The organism is Mastigocoleus sp. MO_188.B34 (assembly GCF_030065675.1).
Classification (GTDB): Bacteria; Cyanobacteriota; Cyanobacteriia; order Cyanobacteriales; family Nostocaceae; genus Mastigocoleus.
This window is the reverse complement of sequence record NZ_JASJDK010000113.1, coordinates 1-20,287: the sequence shown is the minus strand read 5'-3', so window position 1 is coordinate 20,287 and position 20,287 is coordinate 1. Positions and strand designations below refer to the sequence as shown.

General features: G+C 36.3%; 14 protein-coding genes. 9 read left to right on the top strand and 5 right to left on the bottom strand.

The window, feature by feature from the left end:
- Nucleotides 1–3: 3 nt before the first annotated feature.
- From QNJ50_RS22065 to QNJ50_RS22050, 4 genes are all read left to right on the top strand, one after another.
- Nucleotides 4–1,149: a polysaccharide pyruvyl transferase family protein gene (locus QNJ50_RS22065; RefSeq protein ID WP_300639520.1), complete on the top strand. Its 1,146-nt coding sequence runs from the start codon at nt 4–6 to the stop codon at nt 1,147–1,149.
- An 836-nt stretch (nt 1,150–1,985) separates the two neighbouring features.
- On the top strand, nt 1,986–3,329 hold the full coding sequence (locus QNJ50_RS22060; protein WP_300639517.1) for an O-antigen ligase family protein: 1,344 nt from the start codon (nt 1,986–1,988) through the stop codon (nt 3,327–3,329).
- Nucleotides 3,330–3,392: 63 nt separating this feature from the next.
- Nucleotides 3,393–5,423, top strand: a complete 2,031-nt coding sequence (locus QNJ50_RS22055) for a tyrosine-protein kinase domain-containing protein (protein ID WP_300639514.1) — start codon at nt 3,393–3,395, stop codon at nt 5,421–5,423.
- Between the two features lie 14 nt (nt 5,424–5,437).
- The gene (locus QNJ50_RS22050; protein ID WP_300639511.1) at nt 5,438–5,989 is read left to right on the top strand and encodes an acyltransferase; all 552 of its coding nucleotides are present in this window, start codon (nt 5,438–5,440) and stop codon (nt 5,987–5,989) included.
- A 60-nt stretch (nt 5,990–6,049) separates the two neighbouring features.
- Here the strand turns inward: QNJ50_RS22050 and QNJ50_RS22045 are convergent, their stop codons facing one another.
- The 3 genes from QNJ50_RS22045 to nifJ all read right to left on the bottom strand — a co-directional run bounded on the left by QNJ50_RS22045 (nt 6,050) and on the right by nifJ (nt 10,714).
- The gene (locus QNJ50_RS22045; RefSeq protein WP_300639508.1) at nt 6,050–6,556 is read right to left on the bottom strand and encodes a transposase; all 507 of its coding nucleotides are present in this window, start codon (nt 6,554–6,556) and stop codon (nt 6,050–6,052) included.
- 136 nt (nt 6,557–6,692) lie between these two features.
- Entirely contained in the window at nt 6,693–6,893 is a 201-nt protein-coding gene (locus tag QNJ50_RS22040; protein WP_300639506.1) for a transposase, read from the bottom strand.
- 167 nt (nt 6,894–7,060) lie between these two features.
- Entirely contained in the window at nt 7,061–10,714 is a 3,654-nt protein-coding gene (gene nifJ, locus QNJ50_RS22035) for a pyruvate:ferredoxin (flavodoxin) oxidoreductase (protein WP_300639503.1), read from the bottom strand.
- A gap of 617 nt (nt 10,715–11,331) precedes the next feature.
- On the opposite strand from nifJ, the gene QNJ50_RS22030 reads away from it, so the two are divergent.
- From QNJ50_RS22030 to QNJ50_RS22015, 4 genes are all read left to right on the top strand, one after another.
- Nucleotides 11,332–12,588, top strand: coding sequence for an MgtC/SapB family protein (locus QNJ50_RS22030; RefSeq protein ID WP_300639500.1), 1,257 nt, complete (start codon nt 11,332–11,334; stop codon nt 12,586–12,588).
- 273 nt (nt 12,589–12,861) lie between these two features.
- Nucleotides 12,862–13,383: a host attachment protein gene (locus tag QNJ50_RS22025; RefSeq protein WP_300639497.1), complete on the top strand. Its 522-nt coding sequence runs from the start codon at nt 12,862–12,864 to the stop codon at nt 13,381–13,383.
- Nucleotides 13,384–13,458: 75 nt separating this feature from the next.
- Complete coding sequence (locus QNJ50_RS22020; protein WP_300639494.1) at nt 13,459–14,190, top strand: ABC transporter ATP-binding protein; 732 nt, start codon at nt 13,459–13,461, stop codon at nt 14,188–14,190.
- A 67-nt stretch (nt 14,191–14,257) separates the two neighbouring features.
- Entirely contained in the window at nt 14,258–16,624 is a 2,367-nt protein-coding gene (locus QNJ50_RS22015) for an ABC transporter permease (RefSeq protein WP_300639492.1), read from the top strand.
- Between the two features lie 561 nt (nt 16,625–17,185).
- On the opposite strand, the gene QNJ50_RS22010 is transcribed toward QNJ50_RS22015, so the two are convergent.
- The gene (locus QNJ50_RS22010; RefSeq protein WP_300639489.1) at nt 17,186–18,556 is read right to left on the bottom strand and encodes a hypothetical protein; all 1,371 of its coding nucleotides are present in this window, start codon (nt 18,554–18,556) and stop codon (nt 17,186–17,188) included.
- Between the two features lie 295 nt (nt 18,557–18,851).
- The gene (locus tag QNJ50_RS22005; RefSeq protein ID WP_300639485.1) at nt 18,852–19,040 is read right to left on the bottom strand and encodes a DUF2949 domain-containing protein; all 189 of its coding nucleotides are present in this window, start codon (nt 19,038–19,040) and stop codon (nt 18,852–18,854) included.
- A gap of 436 nt (nt 19,041–19,476) precedes the next feature.
- Here QNJ50_RS22005 and QNJ50_RS22000 point away from each other — a divergent pair, with 436 nt between their 5' ends.
- On the top strand, nt 19,477–20,151 hold the full coding sequence (locus QNJ50_RS22000) for an Hsp20/alpha crystallin family protein (RefSeq protein WP_300639481.1): 675 nt from the start codon (nt 19,477–19,479) through the stop codon (nt 20,149–20,151).
- Nucleotides 20,152–20,287: the final 136 nt, after the last annotated feature.

Below are 20,287 nucleotides of genomic sequence, written 5' to 3'. Positions count from 1 at the left end.
TCTATGAAGTTTTCAATATACGGTGTTAATTTTCAAAATAAAGGTGCGGAATTAATGTTACATGCTGTGAATCAGCAAATATCTCAATGGGATCGAGACTACATCTTAGCAGCACATTCAAAAATTGGCAGTTTTCAACAGAGACGAGAACTTGGTATTAATCACCTTTCTTATCGACCATCTAATAAAGTCCCATTTACTACTGACTTGATTAGTGCAGCTGCAAATATGATTCCAAAGCCTGTTCGCCAGCATTACAAGATTACATTGGAATCAGAAGTTGACATTGTATTAGATGCTTCTGGTTTCGCTTTCAGCGATCAGTGGGGACCTGAAGATACTGAAAGAATGGCAAATCTTTGCTTGAAATGGAAGAAACAAAGCAAGAAAATCATTCTTTTACCCCAAGCATTTGGACCGTTTACAAGTGAGAGAATTAAACAAGCCTTTCTTACAATTCTGAATAATGTGGATTTAATATTTGCTAGAGATCCAGTATCTTACGACCTCATTAGTGAACTATCTAGCTCAATGAATAATGTGAAAATTGCCCCAGATTTTACTAATTTAGTTAAAGGACTAGAACCAAAATATATTCAAGATTTAATTGGTAGACCTTGCATAATTCCAAATTATCGGATGATTGATAAAACATCCTCTAAAGCAAGTACAGTATATGTTCAATTTTTAGCTGAGCTAATCAATCATCTATTAGAGCGAGGTCTTGAACCTTTTATACTGATTCATGAAACAAATGACTATAAACTGGGAACTCAATTACAAGCTGAGGTGAATAAAAAAGTTCCGATTGTGATAGATAATAATCCCTTATACCTAAAAGGTATTTTAGGTAAGTGCCAATTGCTGATTGGCTCCCGCTTTCATGGTTTAGTTAGCGCACTATCCCAGGGAATACCCTGCTTGGGAGCTGGATGGAGCCACAAATATCAAATGCTTTTTGACAGTTACAATTGCTCTGAATTACTTATCAATCCAGAAGGGAATTTGAATGAAAGTATAGAGAAGCTTGATTCAATTATTGATGAACCTAGCAGATCCGAGATAATGGAAGCAATAAAGATAGCATCTGAAAACCAGAAGGTTTTAAGTCGCCAAATGTGGAGTGATATCAAAAGAATGCTGACATAATAAAGCTAGTATATTTATATAGCAATCCTAAATTAGTCATGAGAATATTAGTTATAAATAATGCGAACATCTTGCTTACTAAATATTAAGAAGTGAGACATTAATACTAAATTTTTATAGATGATTTTTTTCAAAAATGATATCATGTCCGCTTAATTACTTATGACAAAATATGTTTGTTTGTAGTAGCGCTTTAGCGCCATAGTAAATATATTGGTGCTCAAGTGCTACTACAAACCTTATCCCAAGTGTTTTCCGGACATGATATCATTTAGGATTGCTATAGTAATGCCAGTATTAATTAATACTTTTTTTTTGGAACTATTAAATATTGAACTCCATCTTGAGCCAAATAACTTCTAATACTACATACCTCAAACCAGAGAAATTATAATTGGTTCTTCAGTACATATTTTAATATTGCCTTTAAAATAAAAGTCTAAATTTCCAAATTATCTCAAAAACTTAAAAATATAAATTATAAGCTTATTTTATATTGCAGAGAGCAAATTTTAGGGTTTTCAACTACATTTTTAGCATACTAAGTACTGAATATCCTTATAATTTACCCAAAGGATAATTTACTGAATAATGCTTCTCACATCTCTATGGTATTTGTTATAAATACAAAATCTTTTTCTTTACCTATGCTAAATATTTTATTGCAAGCACTTACCGCTTTTTTGCTGTTTTTTAAAGTTGAATTTGACAAATAAATCAAATATTCACTTCTAATTTATTATTGGGAAGCTCTCAATTTTCCCAGATGCCAACAATAATAAAAAACTGTTATTAATCAAAAAACATCATTATAAGTATTTTTCCAAACATATACTATGTCAACAGCAATATTTAAGAATTTAAATCATGAGGATAACAAGTCTAATTTAGGAGAGAAGTCCTTTATAGAAGGAATTATTTACTGGATAATTGTCTTAACTCCTTTGTGGTGGCTTTTAGGTATACAAACTCTTTTTTATCCAGCAGTAGCTAGCTATTTAATATTTATGAGTTTTAGACTCGAAAAATTACTCAAAATATCGGTACCGATTTGTATATGGTCTTGGTTAGCAATGTCTATAGTAATGTTGTGGACAGCTATAATTGGTATTAGTAATTTAAATTTAGATTTAATAAAAATTGCAGCATCAGGAGTTACTTTATTCAAGAGCTATTTTTTGATATTTTCTTGCCTTGTGGTACCTTTTTGGCAACCAGTAAGAGCAAAGATAGTTACTCGAGCAATCGCTTGGATGGCAACTGGTTATCTAGTGACCCTTGCAATTCAATTAGCAATTCTTGCTGTTTTTGGTCCTTTACCACCCTTAATGACTCCTTTAGCTAATGCAGTTCCACCTGATAGTAATAAACTTGCCTTAGTAGTTAAATTTGCAACAATACAAGATTTTTTTGGTATACCTTTACCAAGGACAGATCTTTATACCGCAGATCCGCCAATTTTAGGAGCTTGTGCACTGTTGTGCTTTTTTATCTGTTTAGCTGAAACAAATCCTCGTTTACGAAAATTTTCTGTGTTAGGAAGTTTAATAGCTTTACTAGCAGCCCAAAGTCGAATATCTTGGCTTGGTTTACCTTTAGGATTATTGGTTTTATTTGGCTTTCGTAGCAGTTGGTTGCGTCAAGGGTACCTATGGTTAGCATCATTTACTTGTTTAATTTGCAGTTGCTTGGGTTTGTCCTTTCAAGATTTGATTAACAAACCCTTGGAAATATTTACTAGTGCTCGCGCCGAATCATCAAGCGATCGCGAACTTGTAATTAAGAAAACTATTGAAGCTTGGCAAGAAAAACCTTGGATTGGGTGGGGAGTCGTTCATGAAACAGTAAAATGGCATATATATGAAGTTGATTTAGGATCATTTTCAACTTATACTTCAGTTCTTTATTTGCATGGAATATTTGGTTTTATAGTATTTATATTTGCGTTAATTTCCACCTTATCTAGTTTTTGGAAAACTGCTATTAATGGTAACTTATCTTCTCAGCTTGCTTTCACAAGTTTAATAGCTTTATATTTTTTACTTAATGCTACACCTTTGAGCTGGATGGTAGTCTACTTTTGGTTCTTTTTCATTTGGCTGGGAGCAAATCTTGCAGAAATACAAGAAAATCGTAAAAATGTAGTTCGTTGGGAGCAGTTAGAAACACAAATTTTATAGTAAAAATAGAATAAAATATTTTTAATTTTATAACTTATAAATAATTTTTGGTTCAGGATATTTATGAGTAAAATAACTAGAATTATTACTAGACATTGGAAATCTTTAATAGCACTTAACGTACTTATAGGTACTGTGTCTTTGATAGCTATTCAAACTTCTAGTAAAACATGGAATGCGAGCGCAAAGCTAATTTTACCTACAACAAGCACAAACCTTGATGCTAATTTAGGAACTCTAGGCTCTCTCAGAAACGGAAATGCTATTTTTTCCGATCGAGTAAATCCCCTAAAAGTCCAAGAATCCATCTTAATGAGCGATACTTTACTAGAAGAAGTTTTAAAAGACGATACACAAAAAGACAAATTTAAAAAATTCTCTAAATATAAGAGTTTATTTACTACAAGTCCACAGGAAGAATCTACAATTATCTCTTTAACTGTAGCTGGTTCAACTCCAGAGATCGCACAGGAACGTATTACTTCTTTAATAGAAGTTTATCAAAAGCGTTTAAACGAATTGAGAAAAGCTAACTCAACAGCGCGACAAAAATTTAGTTTACAAGAATTAGAACGAGCAAAAGCAAATCTTGATGTTGCTCAAACTAACTTAGCTAACTTCCAGCAAACGACTGGAATAGTTGCAGATGAGGAACAGACTAAAGGTATTGTTAGTAATATTAGTGTTCTTACTAATGCTAAATCTCAAGCTATAGCTCAAGTGGCCTTAAATGAGAAACGTGTAGAATCTTTATCTCAAAGGCTTTCTCTTATGCCTCAAGAGGCAATTAGTTCCTTGAGTTTAGGGGAAAACAAAGATTTTCAATTCCTGCAGAGTAAATTATCGGAATTAGAAATCAATTTATTAAAATTACGAGTTAATTTCAAAGAAACTCATCCCGAAGTACAGAATCTTGTTATTGAACGTCAAAAATTAATATCATTAATTCAAAAACAGATTGCACAGGTAACTACTGGAGGTAAGATAGATAAAACAATAAATACCGATAGACAAGGACGTGCTTTATTAATTCAACAATTAATTACAGCAGAGACAGAAGCTAAGGCTCAGCAAAAACAAGCAGAACAAATTGACAGACAAATTCAACAGTTACGAACATTACTATCATCGCTGCCCAAGAATCAAGCAAAATTAGCACAATTGCAACAACAGGTAGATTTTGCTGAAGGTGTATATAAAGGATTAGTTGCTCAGATACAACAAAATAATATTAATGCTTTTGATGCTTATCCAAACGTGGAAGTATTAGACCCTCCAAAAGTTAACCCCAAACCTGTAAGTCCAAAGCTATCTTTGATGATTATCAATGCTTTTCTTGCATCAGTTATTGGCAGCATTGCTTTATTGTTATTCTTAGAACGTCGTAATCCTTTATTAAACCCTAAAGATTTGCAAGACGAAAAGTTTCCTGTTGTTGCATCTATACCTAAACTCAAACATTCATACAAAACATGGTATTTAAAGGATGAAACAGAACTAGAATTTCAACGACTAGCATCGGCAATCAGCTTGCAAAATTTGGCTAATCGTCGTTTGTTAGTGACAAGTGCAATGATGGGAGAAGGTAAAACCATAGTTACTCTGAAGCTTGCTTGTGCTTTAGTAGATTTGGGTTTTCGAGTGCTAATGGTTGATGGAGATTTTCGTCGAGCACAACTCACTCATTGTTTAGGCTATATGAATACTCCATCTAGCGATAGTGATGTACCTATCTCAATCAAACCAAATCTAGATTTATTACCAACAGTACCTAGACAAAATAAAATAGCGGAAATGATTCGACGGGGAGATTTTGATAGAAGAGTAGTATCTGCGGAATCTAGTAGAAAATATGACTACATAATTTTTGATAGTGCCCCTGTAATTTTAACTAGTGAAACTGCATTAATGGCAGCAGCAATTAGAAACACATTATTTGTTGTTAAGCCTGGTAAAAGTTACTGTAAACCTGTAACTGATAGCCTTAGGCAACTAAATCAGCATCAAGCTTACCTGGTAGGTTTAGTAGTAAATGGTTTGGACAATCATTCTTCTAAATCTTTTTATAATTTTAAAGTTTTTACTAATAAGTAAGTAATTTAAGCATAATGGGACATATTGATAAGTCAGTTAAAAAGTCTTTAGCTCTAATTTATTTCGCAGCCAAAAGATTTTTTTATAAATTACGATATCCAAACGTCAAGACTGCTTCTGATGTTGCAATCAAAGGTTCTTTGATTGTAAAAGGTAATGTTAGGGTAAATATAGGTTCTGGCTCTCGATTAGGTAAGAAAGTAACTATTTATGGTTGTGGAGACATAAATATCGGTAGCAATGTCTTTCTTAACGGTTGCTGTATTGGCTGTCAGCATTCAATTAGTATAGGTGACGACTGTTTAATTTCTGATTGCTATATTGCTGATAGTGATTATCATAATTTAGAACCATTACTGCGTCACTCTCCACCAGGAGAAAAAGTTACAGCCCCCATTATTATCAAGCGTAATGTTTGGGTTGGAGCTAGGGCTACGATTATGAAAGGAGTAAATGTTGGTGAAGATAGTGTAATCGGTTTAGGAAGCGTTGTTCGTAAGTCAGTACCACCAAGTGTTGTGGTTATCGGTAATCCTCAACAAATTGTCAAGCATTTTAATCAATAGTCCCAAATCCTATGGCTGAATAGCAGATACATTAACGTATAGAACCCATTTGGGATCTTTTTAATTGGTAGCAGTGGCCAGTCTTTTAAGCATAAGTCTTATAAAACAGAGATTTACCTTGGTAGTGGAATTATCAAGAGTTCTCTCGAAATTTTTGACCAAACTTTTACATCTCTCCATCCAAGAATTTGTTCTTTCTATGACCCACCTTGCTTTGACTGGAATAAAACCAATCTTTCCCTCTTTTTCTTTTTGAGTTTTGGAAGGTTTTGGTGATAGCTCAAATCTAATCTTGGTCATTATTTGGGGATAAATTTTTTTCAATTCTTCCTCTAATTTTTCGGGATGATATCCATTATCAAGAAGGATAGTAACTTTGGGAATGTTGAGTGGTTTGGATTTGAAATAATCGATATTGTCTGACAAAATTTCGATTAATCCTTTGTCATCAGACACATTGGCTTTGGTACAGTGAACAAAAAAAGGAAACCCCAAGCTATCTACAGCAAGCGTGCCTTTTAATTCCGTTCGTAGATTTGTAAAAACAAAACCCTTTCGATTCCACACTGGCATTACAAGTATTTTTTACCGCTTGTGAGTCAATTATGATTAAGGTTCATTTGGGTTTTTTTTAACCTGTTGGCGCACTTGCTCATGTAGAGCATCCCTGATTTTTTCTATTATTCCTTCTGCTCGCCACTGTTTATAATGCCAAAATACTGTTGAGTAAGGAGGTAAAACAAGAGGGTAAGTCACACCAGTTACAACCATTTTTGAGTTGATATAAAACTCCGTCTAAGATTTCTCTCTTGCTCCAGGTTGGGGGTTTGGTTCTTTTCTTTTTAGGTAATAGGGGTTCAATAATTTCCCACTCATTATCTGTCAAACTACTTGAATAAGACATTTTTCCATAATTATACCTATTTTATAAAGATACCAAATGGGTTCTATACAGGCACTATAAGAAATCTGAATAATTGAAAGTGGTCTTTCAGGCTTTCTAGTTACCGAAAGAGAAAAGATGCAGCCTTGCCACATCTTTACAGCTTATGCAATTAATTTTGTGTGATATCAATCCTCGCTGCTTGTGATTCTCCGCTCTGCTAAATATTGATACAATTCCCACCTTGCATTTACTTGAGCTTGTGCTGCTTGCAAGAGATTTTTAGCGAGTTCAGGTTTGCTTTTGGTCAACATCTTGAAGCGGTTTTCTTGGTAGATTGATTGTTCGATTGATTGTTTTGGTTGCTTCATATCTAGTTGCAAGGGATTTTTTCCTTGTTGGGCTAAACTAGGATTGTAACGATATAGCAACCAACGTCCAGAATCTACTAAAGCTTTTTGATGGGTCATAGCAGTTGTCATATTAATCCCATGGGCAATGCAATGACTGTAGGCAATAATTAAGGATGGACCATTATGGGCTTCAGCTTCAATAAATGCTTTAAGTGTGTGTTCGTCCCGCGCACCTAATGCAACGCTGGCGACATAAACATTATCGTAGGTCATTGCAATCAAACCTAAGTCTTTTTTCCCTACGGGTTTACCACTTGCAGCAAACTTAGCCACTGCACCGATAGGTGTTGCTTTGGATGATTGACCACCGGTATTGGAATAGACTTCTGTATCCATGACTAAGATATTGACGTTGCGACCGCTTGCAAGTATGTGGTCTATTCCATCGAAATCAATATCATAAGCCCAGCCATCACCACCTACAATCCAAATGCTTTTCTTGACGAGATAATCAGCGAGGGATTTGAGGTTTTGAATTTTGGATTTTTGTAGAGACGCGACATGTCGCGTCTCTACAGAGGTTGTATCATGTTGCGTTTGGGCAAAATTTAACAAGTTATCTAGTTCTTGTTTGAGTTGTGCAACCCGTTCCCGTTGTTCCCAAATATCAGCTTCACTGTTTTGTTCTGCATTCAGAATAGAACTAACTAGGTCTTGGGAAATTAAAGTTTGCTTATCCTTCCCATTTCCTGTTTTCCATTCCTCATTTCCTAGCTTTTCTAACAATTGGGCTGCATATTCTGTTTGCTTGTCTACAGACAAACGAAAGCCAAAACCAAATTCGGCGTTATCTTCAAACAAACTGTTAGACCAAGCGGGACCCCGACCTTCAGCATTAGTCGTCCAGGGAGTTGTCGGTAAATTACCCCCATATATGGACGAACAACCCGTTGCATTTGCAATTAAAGCCCGATCGCCAAATAGTTGAGTTAATAATTTCAGGTAAGGTGTTTCCCCACAACCAGCACAAGCGCCAGAAAATTCAAATAAGGGTTCTTGGAGTTGTTGTTGACGAATTTGTTTGAGTTTCAAATGTCTGCGATCTGGAAGTGGTAAATTTAGGAAAAAGTCCCAATTTTCCCGTTCTTGCGATCGCAAAGGTAATTGGGGTTCCATATTAATTGCTTTGCGTTCGGGTTGGGATTTATTTTTTGCAGGACAAATATCAACGCAAATACCACAACCAGTACAGTCTTCTGGTGCAACTTGAATAGTAAGTTTCTGGTTTGCAAAGTCTTTATCTTTAGCATCAATAGATTTGAAACTAATTGGCGCATTTACTAATTCAGATTCGCCGTAAACCTTGCTACGAATGGCTCCATGGGGGCAAACCATCACGCATTTATTACATTGAACGCAGACATCTGGTTCCCAAACTGGAATCTCTTGGGCGACATTACGTTTTTCCCATTTTGCTGTTCCTGTTGGAAAGGTACCATCAATTGGTAAAGCACTTACAGGTAGTTCGTCACCTTCCCAGACCATCATCTTACCGAGGACATCCCGGACAAATTCCGGCGCATTTGCAGAAACTGCAGCTTCCAGTTCTATATTACTGCTAACAGTTGCAGGAACATCTACTTTTTGTAAGTTTGCAACCGCATTATCTACGGCTTTTAAATTCTTATTGACAATATCCACCCCTTTTTTACCGTAAGTCTTTTCAATCGCTTGTTTAATTTTAGCGATCGCCTCTGACTGGGGTAAAACATTGGCTAATGCAAAGAAACATACTTGCATTATTGTATTAATTCTTTTGCCCATGCCACTTTCCCGGGCAACTTTATTGGCATCAATGATATAAAATTTTAGCTGCTTGTTAATTATTTCGGCTTGAACTGAAGCAGGTAAATACTCCCATACAGTCTCGGAATCATAGGGACTATTAAGCAAAAATGTTCCCCCAGGAACAGCAGACTTGAGAATATCAACTTTTTCTAGAAATACCCACTGGTGACAACCAATGAAGTTAGCTTTGTCAATCAAATAGGTAGAACGAATAGCTTGGGGACCAAAGCGCAAATGGGAAACTGTCATCGACCCAGATTTCTTTGAATCATAAACAAAGTAACCTTGGGCATTATTATCAGTTCCTTCACCAATAATTTTAATAGTATTTTTATTTGCTCCAACTGTACCATCAGAACCCAAGCCATAGAACATTCCTCGGACAACATTGTCTGCTTCTGTCGAGAAACTGGGGTCAAATTCCAGAGAACTGTAACTCAAATCATCATTAATCCCCACTGTAAAATGATTTTTTGGTTGTTCTTGGGCTAAATTTTCCAAAACCGCCAATACCATAGCAGGGGTAAATTCTTTGGAGGAAAGACCGTAACGACCACCAACGATTTTTGGTAATGGTGTTGCAGATAATGTTTCGATAAAGGCGGTGATGACGTCTAAATATAGTGGTTCGCCAGCACTACCGGGTTCTTTCGTGCGATCAAGAACAGCGATTGCTTTGACGCTATTGGGTAAGACTTCGACAAATTTTTCAATATCAAAAGGACGGAACAGTCTAACTTTTACTACACCAACCTTTTCTCCTCGAGCATTAAGATAATCTATAGTTTCATGTACCGTTTCACACCCCGAACCCATTAATACGATTACCCGTTGTGCATCCTCTGCACCGTGATACTCAAAAATTTTATAATGCCTTCCCGTCCGTTCTCCAAATTCATCCATGACTTGTTGCACAATTCCCGGACAAGCATTGTAGAAAGGATTAATGCGTTCCCGAGCTTGGAAATAAACATCAGGGTTTTGTGCAGTTCCCCGTAACACTGGACGATCTGGAGTTAAGGCGCGATCGCGATGAGCTAAAATCAATTCTTCATCAATTAATGCTCGCAAATCATCATCTGTTAATAGCTCGACCTTTTGAATTTCATGGGAAGTACGAAAACCATCAAAAAAATGAATAAAAGGTACCCGCGCTCTTAAAGTTGCAGCTTGAGAAATTAATGCAAAATCATGTGCTTCTTGTACTGATGTCGAACAAAGTAATGCAAAACCACTCCCCCGAGTCGCCATGACATCGCTTTGATCGCCAAAGATTGATAAAGCATGGGTAGCCAAAGAACGAGCAGCGACGTGAATTACAGCACTTGTTAATTCGCCAGCAATTTTGTACAGGTTGGGAAGCATTAATAACAAACCTTGGGAGGAGGTAAAGGTTGTTGTTAGGGATCCCGTTTGTAGCGAACCATGTACTGCTGCTGCTGCACCACCTTCACTTTGCATTTCTACAACACTGGGAATTGTATCCCACAAGTTGGGACGACCCCCAGCGGACCAAGTATCAGCCCATTCTCCCATCGGTGATGACGGGGTGATCGGATAAATTGCAACTACTTCATTTAAACGATAAGCAACACGGGAAACAGCCTCATTCCCGTCAATTGTTGCAAAAGTTTTGTTCATTTGTTTTACCTGGTTCTGCTAGATTGAAGTTCCACACCAATTAATTCCATACCCATTAATTCCAAACCCATTGCATGACCTTGGGGTATGATTATTTTTCCAGTGTTGTGTCTATCAATAAGTATTTAAAAAACATTTGCTTGAGAAGTAAAAGTAACCAAGAGTTACTGTCAATGAGAAGATTGACACTCACCATCAATCTTTAATGCATGCAGAGTTAGGGGAGAGGTTCTGCCATATTAATTAATGTAACGCGCATAGTTATCTTTATTGTATTGCAAAGTTTAAATGTAAATATTGCTAGTATGTTACATAAAAACAGCAAAGAAATGTTAATTCAGCTTTACCTCAGATATTTGTATTAGACAATAAATATATAAGCAGCCATTAGTTTTGAGAAGCCTCAAATCTTGGGAAAAAGGCTGCCTTGGAGGTGGAACTATGTTTGATATTTCAGTATCCGACGTAATTAAACATGTAACTCTCAAAATAAGTGTGTTGATTTTGTTAGTTTTGCTAATACTGGCTATAACTGCAATCCCAGTTTTTTAATCCCAGCTTTTTAATCATTACTGAGGGTTAATTAACATTAATTAACCGCTTAATTAGTCGTCAAAATGAATACCATAACTGCATTTAGATTAGCGATCGCCCTTGCTGTGGGTCTGATTATCGGTATGGAACGCGGTTGGAAAAGCCGAAAAAGTCCCACAGGTTTGCGGGTCGCAGGTGTGAGGAGTTTTGCATCCATAGGGTTATTTGGCGGTATGTCAGCCCTTTTAGGGGAAAAGTTTGGTGCCGGTTTCCTAGCGGTGACATTTTTTGGTCTAGCGCTAATGGTTGCTGTGTCCTACATAATGACTGTCAAAGATACCCAGGATTTTGGGATCACAACTGAATTATCTTTATTAATCACCTTTGTTTTAGGTGCATTAGCTGTAAGTGGTTTTGAAAGTGAAGCGGTTGCAGGTTCTGTTATTTTAGCGGTGTTACTCGGATGTAAACGGGAACTACACCAAATTCTGAGAAAACTAGATCGACGAGAACTAATTGCCACATTACAACTATTAATAGTCGCAGCAGTTGCACTTCCTCTACTTCCCAATAATAATATTGGTCCTTGGGAAGCATTGAATCCTCGGACGATTGGTTGGTTGGTACTGTTAATTGCAGGTATTTCTTATATTGGCTACTTTACAATGCGAATCTTTGGGAGTCGCATTGGTTTGCTTGCAACTGCGATCATTGGTGGATTAGTTTCATCCACAGCAGTTACGGTTGCTTACGGAAGAATGGCGCGGAAGGAAAAGGGAAATTTTGCTTTACTAGGTGCGGGTATTTCTCTTGCTGCTGCGACTATGGCTGTTCGTCTGCTAATTGAAGTGGGAGTTGTCAATCCTGCTTTACTTCCCTGGCTTACGGCTCCGTTGGGTTTATTGGCTATTGTTCCGCTTGTGGCATCGGTTATTATAGCGACTCAAGTCAAGCAAAATCCATCATCAGCACAGTTAAAGCTAAATAATCCAGTCGAGTTGGGAGCAGCTTTCGGTTTTGCTGTGGTTTTGAGCATTTTATTTGTCCTTGTTCGTGCAGCCCAAAGCTGGTTTGGAAATACGGGTATCTATGCGCTATCAGCAATTTCAGGAATAGCAGATGTAGATGCAGTGAGTTTATCTTTAGCACAGGCGACCCAAGGAAATTTGCCCCTTCCAATTGGAGCGACAGGAATTCTAATTGCTGCAACGGTGAATACAGTTGTCAAAGCTCTACTAGCCTCATTTATTGGTGGAATGTTCTTAGCTCGATGGTGTGCAACTATTTTGTTAAGTGCGCTGGGGTTGAGTTTAATTACAGCTTTTTTTATATACAGCTAAGAAATAAATTTATTTCTCTTTAGACTTTTGTTGACATCATTTTCCTCACGATTTCCTCATATTTATTGTCTAACCTTAAAATAAACGAGATTTATGCAATTTCTTTTTCAAAACAGATTTCTAAAAAAGGCTTGTGCAAAGTAAACATTTTTTAGAACCTATCGTAAATCACAAACCTTAGTTTTTCTGTTGAATTAAAGCGTAAACTCTCATAAATCTAAACCTCATAAATTCAGAATCAAGCGGTATCGTTTCATAGAAATTATACGGAAAATGAACGTTAATACATCGCTCGAACACACAAGATTTCTCGTTGCAGTAATTGATAGTACAAAGGCAAGATTTTTGACTTTGGAACTAGACGAATTAGCTGATAATGATTTTGGACCAAATTTGATCGAACGGGAAGCTTTACATAATCCAACTAAGAAATTGGCAGGTCAAGAACTTTGGGCTAACACTAAAACCGGACGCAACCGTGGTGCAGGGGCTCGAGCCCATAGCTATGACGACCACCGTGAAAATCATATGGTTGAATTTGAACGGCGCTTTGCTCAAAATATTTCTAACCAAATTTTTAGTTTAATTCGGGTTTATAAAACTGGGCATTTACTTTTGATTGCCGAACATCGAATTTTAGGATTGATGCGAGACATTGTCCTACCCATATTACCTAAAAATCTCAAGTTAGTTGAGTTAGCGAAAGATTTGTGTCAAGTTAAGCCAAAAGAACTTCATGAATATCTAGCTCACAAAAAATTACTACCAGAACGACAGGGCGTATCTCAAAAATAGTATTTTGTAATTTTCCCATATTCAAATCTGGAAGAAGATTTTAGCTTCACAGAAGCTTCATAGAAAATTCAGTAAATGCAAAATATTATTGCAAATTCACCACCAAAAGTAATTTTTCATATCCAAGAAATCACCAAGGTTTATCGCATGGGTGAAGTGGAGGTGCAGGCGCTCCACTCAGTTAACCTCGACCTTTATGAAGGGGAATTAGTAGTATTGTTAGGACCTTCTGGAAGCGGAAAATCAACTTTACTTAACATTATTGGGGGACTGGATATACCTTCTAGTGGTTATGTTTTCTTTCACCAACGGGACTTAACAGATGCTAATGATGCGGTGCTAACTCGTTTTCGGCGCGAATGCGTGGGTTTTATTTTTCAGTTTTACAATCTGATTCCTAGTCTTACCGCACGGGAAAATGTTGCTCTTGTCACCGAAATTGCCTCAAATCCCATGCGTCCGGAAGAAGCACTGGAATTAGTTGGTTTGGAGGAACGTTTAAATCATTTTCCATCCCAGATGTCGGGAGGTGAACAACAAAGGGTAGCGATCGCCCGCGCGATCGCTAAACGTCCAGAGGTTTTACTATGTGACGAACCTACTGGAGCCCTTGATTTCCAAACAGGTAAACTAGTATTGGATGCACTAGAACGGGTAAACCAGGAACTTGGAACGACGACAGCAGTAATTACCCATAATGCTGGAATTGCAGCAATGGCAGATCGGGTTATAACTATGCGTAGTGGTGAGATTACCAGTATTCATTCTAATAAAACAAAAGTAAAACCTGAAGAATTGGAGTGGTGATTTTTTAAGGGAAAAAAGAACGGGGAACGGAGAAGATTAAAACTTTAGGGATGATTGTCGTAATTTAATGAAAGCCCTGGATAAAAAATTACTACGAGATATTCTCCACTGGCGCGGTCAAATTATTGCGATCGCTTTAGTTATTGCTTGCGGAATTGCCAGTTTTGTCAGTATGTTGAGTGCTTATGATTCTCTGCAACTTTCCCAGACAACTTATTATGAGAACTATCGTTTTGCACAGGTTTTTGTACAGTTAAAACGAGCACCAGAAAGCTTAACCAGGAAGATTGGAGATATTCCAGGGGTAATGCAGGTAAATACAAGGGTTGTGGTTGATGTGACTCTTGATGTTCCCAACCTTTCAGAACCAGCTACTGGTAGACTGGTTTCAATTCCAGAACGGCGAACGCCAATCCTCAACGATCTATATATTCGTCAAGGGCGTTATATCGAACCGGGTAAGAGTGATGAAGTTTTAATTAGTGAAGCTTTTGCTAAAGCTAATAATCTAAAATTGGGCGACAATCTTGAAGCAGTAATTAATGGACGCTGGCAAAAGTTACAAATTGTTGGTGTCGCACTTTCACCAGAGTATGTTTATGCAATTCGCGGCGCTGGAGATTTTCTTCCTGATGATAAACTATTCGGTGTCCTGTGGATGGGTCGTAAGGCTTTAGGTACTGCTTTTAATATGGATGGGGCATTTAATGATGTAGCGTTAACATTAATGCCAAGGACAAACGAAAAAGAGGTAATCTTTCGACTGGATCAACTTTTGGAGAAGTATGGTGGATTGGGTGCTTACGCTCGAGAAGACCAAATTTCCAACCGCTTTCTATCTGACGAAATTAAGGGACTTCAAGGAACTGCAATCTTTGTACCGATAATTTTTCTCGCGATCGCAGCATTTTTGTTGCACATGTTACTTTCTCGTTTAGTTAGTACCCAGCGCGACCAAATTGCAGTACTCAAAGCTTTTGGTTATAACAATCTCAGTATTGGTTTACACTATTTAAAATTTGTCCTAATCATTGTCTTTTTTGGTGCTTTTCTCGGTACTGCTTTGGGTTTATGGTTTGGCATAGCTGTCACCCAAAATTACACAAGATTTTTTAATTTTCCGTTGCTGCGCTACGAAGCAAGCTTAGGTTTGATTTTAGGGGCAATTTTTATTAGCGGTGGTTCGGGTATTTTTGGAGCTTTTGTTGCCGTAAAACAAGCAATTTCTTTACCACCAGCAGAAGCAATGCGTCCCGAACCACCAGCACAGTTCCGAGCAACTCTTTTAGAACGCTTAGGGTTGCAACAATTAGTTTCTCCCGCAGTTAGAATAATTCTACGTAACATTGAACGCAAACCATTCCAGGCTTTATTCTCTGCCTTAGGAATTGCTTTGGCTGTAGCCATATTAGTGGTCGGACGTTATTTTTCTGATGTGATGGTACATATTATTGATGTACAGTTCCGTAATGTCCAACGTGAGGATGTAACTATTGTTTTCAACGAACCGCGTTCCGCACGAGCAAGATATGAGGTCGAACATTTACCTGGGGTTATATATGCCGAACCTTTTCGTACTGTAGGGGTGAGACTGCGCTTTGAACATCGTAGTTATCGTAGTGCCTTAACAGGAATTAATCCTGAAGCTGAATTACGACGTTTAATTAACCGCAATTTACATTCTGTAAACTTACCTAGTAGTGGAGTTGTACTAACAACACAACTGGCAAATACTCTGGGGGTAGATTTAGGTGAATTCTTAACGGTGGAAGTGTTGGAAGGGGCTAGACCTATTCGCACTGTCCAAGTTGTGGGGAAAGTTGATGAATTACTAGGGATGTCTGCGTATATGAATATCAGAGCCCTAAATCAGTTAATGCGCGAAGGCGGAACAATCTCAGGTGCTTATTTGATGGTTGATGAAAATATTCTTAATGATCTTTATGATTTACTCAAACGAACTCCTGCAGTAGCTGGTGTCTCGATCCGTAAAACTGCAATTGAGAGGTTTGAAGAAACGATCGCTGAAAGTTTGGGTATTTTTACCACTGTCTTGGTTATATTTGCCAGTATCATTGCCTTTGGAGTAGTTTACAATGCCGCACGTATTGCACTTTCGGAACGCAGTCGCGAGCTTGCAACGCTGCGAATTATCGGTTTTACCCAAGCTGAAATTACTTTTATTTTGTTAGGGGAACAAGCAATCATAACCTTAGTAGCGATTCCTCTAGGTTTTATGATGGGGTTCGGGTTATGTGCATTGATGTCTAGTGCTTACCAATCAGAACTTTATCGCCTTCCTTTAGTTATTACCAATGCTAGCTATGGGTTTGCATTGATTGTAATTATTATAACTGCAATTCTTTCTGGGTTTATAGTTCGCCGTCAGTTGAAAGATTTAGATCTGATTGCTGTACTAAAAACTAAAGAATGATATTTTTGATTTTTCTCAGGGAACTAAAACCCCTTCAAGGGAAGATGATGATTGTCCAGGTAAGTAAGGCTGAAGCAACGGTTCTAGCACGACACATAATATCAAATCCGTTAGCATCAGAATTATATATTTTATATGAACAAAGGTTCAGAGTTTTTTCAATCACCTTTTAAATCATTCCAAAGTAAACGGAAAGAATATAACCAATTGTTACTGTAGATTAAACTTAAATAAAAATTCTTTTAATTCAATATTTTAATGACTTAATTTTAATGACTTATAGGAATCCTAATTGAATCTTGCTAAGTATACTTTGAAGAAAGGCTTTATATGGTAGGCTTTTGGAACAATTATTTTTTCAAAAATCAAATAGGAGTCCTATACCTAGATAAACAGGACTTACGCAATTGTCACAATACACCGGTGGTGCGTGATACTCAAAATCTTATTAATACGTTCAGATTAACTCGCTTGTGTCACGCACCCTACAAGAAAAATGTGCCGGTTGCGTAAGTCCTAATAAATATATTTTATTTTTCTTATTACTTAAAGTTGAATAAATTAAGCAAACATCAAAAATTCTGGTTTAAATATCATTATAATTCCGAAAAACAGCATAAAAATTCCCCCAAACAGCTTTAGATTTCTCCCCTGCAACTCCGTAAGTCTGGCTGATTTAAACGAATAAATAAAATTGAATAAAATTGCAAATAGGGGAATAATATAAATCGCAGCATAAACAGCTGTCCAAAATCCGTAGCAGAGCCAAATATTTTCTGTGCAAAAGTTAACTAAGCTAGTCATATAGACAACAGGAAGTATCGCTGTACATCCCAATTCCACAACATTGACAATAATTGCTAATAAAATTGTACCCAGTAATGCAGCAAAAAATTTCTTTTTATCTTGACCCACAGTTTGCACATCCCTGACTATCCGGCTAGCTCTTTTAGTAATTTCTATTTGCTGTGATTCTGATAATGATAGAGATATAGCTTTTTTAAAAAAGAAGTAATCTTTAATATTAATAATTCCAGCAATCGTAATTATGCTTCCCAATATTAACATGAATATACTGCCATATTTTTCCAAAAAAATTGAACCAAGCAGTACCATAATCATGATGAAAATAAAATAGATTACTGCTGAAGTGATGATAAATGTTGAACCAACAATGGTCATATCCCTTTTGCTTTTTGTATAAGTCAGCAATGAGAGCAAAATAATCAGAACAGTAAAAGCACAAGGGTTAAATCCATCTGCAAAGGCAATTATAGATACGAATAAAGGGAAGGGGAGTTTTTGAGAAAATTCTGTAATTACTGTATCTGGAGTAAGGTTTATAAAAATAAATATGCTAATTATTAATGTGGTTATTAAACCACCAAACCAATATCTTTTAGCTTGATCACTTTGCAATTTATTCTGCAAAAATAAATAACTTATGGCGTAGAGCCCTGGAATCAAAAATATTTGCCAAGCATTAATGAAAATTCTATTTTGTTCTGGAACATTAATTTGTTTACCTAATTCTGATTCTATAGCCTGAATAATTTGATTTTTATAACCTATGTAACCTGTATAAATTGAGTTATATTCTAAATCACCATTCTCTTCACTATAACCAATGAATGTTTTTTCTCCAATAAATGTTCTTGGAACCGCGCTGCTAGAAACTTTATATTTTTCTAGGAATTTGTCCCAGATATCTGGATATTGAGTGACTTCATAAGTGTGTACTTTAACATCTTGATTATTTCGATCTATATATTGCATTAATGGCTTTTGTTTAGCACAATGGGGACAAGCTTGGTTATAAAAAAAATACACATCTAATACCTGATTGCTGGCATGAGCAAATGAGGTAAAAAATGTTAAATAAGCCAATAGTGCTAAACAAAAATAAATGATATTTTTTTTGAGACTTATCATTTGTAGTTTCTACAATATGAATAGGGAAAATACTGGATGTAATTAATTTAGTTTTTAAATTTATTGATTTGTGAGTTTAATTTATGATTATTCTATTTTTAGAGAATCGAACGGGTAATGTCATATTTAATTTTAGGAGATAAATTCTCGATATATTATCCTCCCAAATCCTAACTGTTCATAAATTTTTGGAAGGATAAAATCTATTAAACAAGTAGATACTATTGATGATCGCTTTGATTTTTGCTAACTTATAAAATTTTATTAATCATTAATTCACTACTTTCAGCACCTTTTAACTTTCAAGCCAGTCAAAAATTTCATCCAACTGTGAGATATTTACCAATCCATATTGCCAAAGTGTCATTGGTAATAAGCTAGGACAATCCTCAATATCCCGTAAAGCCAAATCGATCGCAGCAATAGAAATACCAAAATGTTTCTCTAAAAAGCTAATAAATTCAGATTGTCTTGTAGATAACATTTTACTTTCCCCATCTTAAATAAATTCCAATTTGTAAGTTCCAAGCTGTAAGTGGATTAAATATATATTATAAATTTGAGGAAAATATGAGGGAATCCAAAAAAGAATAAAACTTCACCTAACTTTATAAATCAGGGTTAGAAAGATGTTTTCGGAGGTGTAAGTAAAGCATAAAATCTGTTAAGTTATATTAATATATGTACTTAAAAATTGTTAGTTACTTTACCATTCAGGCTTAGCAATGTAGAGCAAAATGGATAATTGGTAACTTATTTTTCCCATTACCCTATAAATCTTATAAATTACGATCTATCCTCACAACTTCCCCAAATTTTTTCCTTAATCTAACAATAGAGCCGATGCTAGGAAACAATTATTCTTCATCTTTGCTTTGGCTCCCGATTCAGTTGCGAACAAAATTATTAGAGGAAGGCAAATGTCTTGGATTGGTTGGCAACCGCTAAAAGATTTAGATATTTTGCGACATCAAATGAATCATCTATTTGATGAATTAATGGAAATTAAACACACAGAAAATACTGCTTGGAAACCGGCTATTGAAATCAAACAAACAGATATAGATATTATCTTACAGGCTGAGGTGCCAGGAGTAGATGGCAAAGATTTAGAGGTTGAAGTGAGCGAAGAAGCTGTTTCTATCGCTGGAGATCGTAAGGAAGAAAAGTATATTTCCCAAAAAGGCTTGTTCCGTTCTGAATTTCGTTACGGTCAATTTCGTCGTGTTATACCACTACCTGTAGCTGTTAATTATAGAGAAGTAAAGGCTGAATTCGATCGTGGGATCTTAACACTTAAGTTACCTAAACTGGAAGTAGAAATACCCAAGAGCATAAAAATAGATTTGACAGTAGAAGAAAAAGCCCGCGAAGCTATGGTTGGAGTACGCCAACACGAAGAACATTTAGCTGAAACAATGCATGAGCGTGCTACGGAGGAATTAGAAATATCCAAACACGCTAATATTTCAGAAGAAGCAAGGGCGGGAATAAGCAAAAAACGTCAACATGAAGAGCATTTAGAAGAAACAATGCACGAGCGAACTGCAACTGAAATTAACGTACCCACAAAAAATAGAGGCGATACACTTTAGACCTGTCCGGAATATTAACTTGGTGCCAAAAAAATGGTAGAACGGAGTTTTCACCGTCTACCAAAATGAAAAATCCACTTCATTATATTCAAGAATACCCACACCGCACAAAACAAATTCTGGGAATAAGCAACGA

Excerpts from the sequence above, each read along its gene's own strand:
- QNJ50_RS22065 (WP_300639520.1), top strand. The coding sequence starts at position 4 with ATGAAGTTTTCAATATACGGTGTTAATTTTCAAAATAAAGGTGCGGAA.
- QNJ50_RS22060 (WP_300639517.1), top strand. The coding sequence starts at position 1,986 with ATGTCAACAGCAATATTTAAGAATTTAAATCATGAGGATAACAAGTCT.
- QNJ50_RS22055 (WP_300639514.1), top strand. The coding sequence starts at position 3,393 with ATGAGTAAAATAACTAGAATTATTACTAGACATTGGAAATCTTTAATA.
- QNJ50_RS22050 (WP_300639511.1), top strand. The coding sequence starts at position 5,438 with ATGGGACATATTGATAAGTCAGTTAAAAAGTCTTTAGCTCTAATTTAT.
- QNJ50_RS22040 (WP_300639506.1), bottom strand. The coding sequence starts at position 6,893 with ATGTCTTATTCAAGTAGTTTGACAGATAATGAGTGGGAAATTATTGAA.
- nifJ (WP_300639503.1), bottom strand. The coding sequence starts at position 10,714 with ATGAACAAAACTTTTGCAACAATTGACGGGAATGAGGCTGTTTCCCGT.
- QNJ50_RS22030 (WP_300639500.1), top strand. The coding sequence starts at position 11,332 with ATGAATACCATAACTGCATTTAGATTAGCGATCGCCCTTGCTGTGGGT.
- QNJ50_RS22025 (WP_300639497.1), top strand. The coding sequence starts at position 12,862 with ATGAACGTTAATACATCGCTCGAACACACAAGATTTCTCGTTGCAGTA.
- QNJ50_RS22020 (WP_300639494.1), top strand. The coding sequence starts at position 13,459 with ATGCAAAATATTATTGCAAATTCACCACCAAAAGTAATTTTTCATATC.
- QNJ50_RS22015 (WP_300639492.1), top strand. The coding sequence starts at position 14,258 with ATGAAAGCCCTGGATAAAAAATTACTACGAGATATTCTCCACTGGCGC.
- QNJ50_RS22010 (WP_300639489.1), bottom strand. The coding sequence starts at position 18,556 with ATGATAAGTCTCAAAAAAAATATCATTTATTTTTGTTTAGCACTATTG.
- QNJ50_RS22005 (WP_300639485.1), bottom strand. The coding sequence starts at position 19,040 with ATGTTATCTACAAGACAATCTGAATTTATTAGCTTTTTAGAGAAACAT.
- QNJ50_RS22000 (WP_300639481.1), top strand. The coding sequence starts at position 19,477 with ATGTCTTGGATTGGTTGGCAACCGCTAAAAGATTTAGATATTTTGCGA.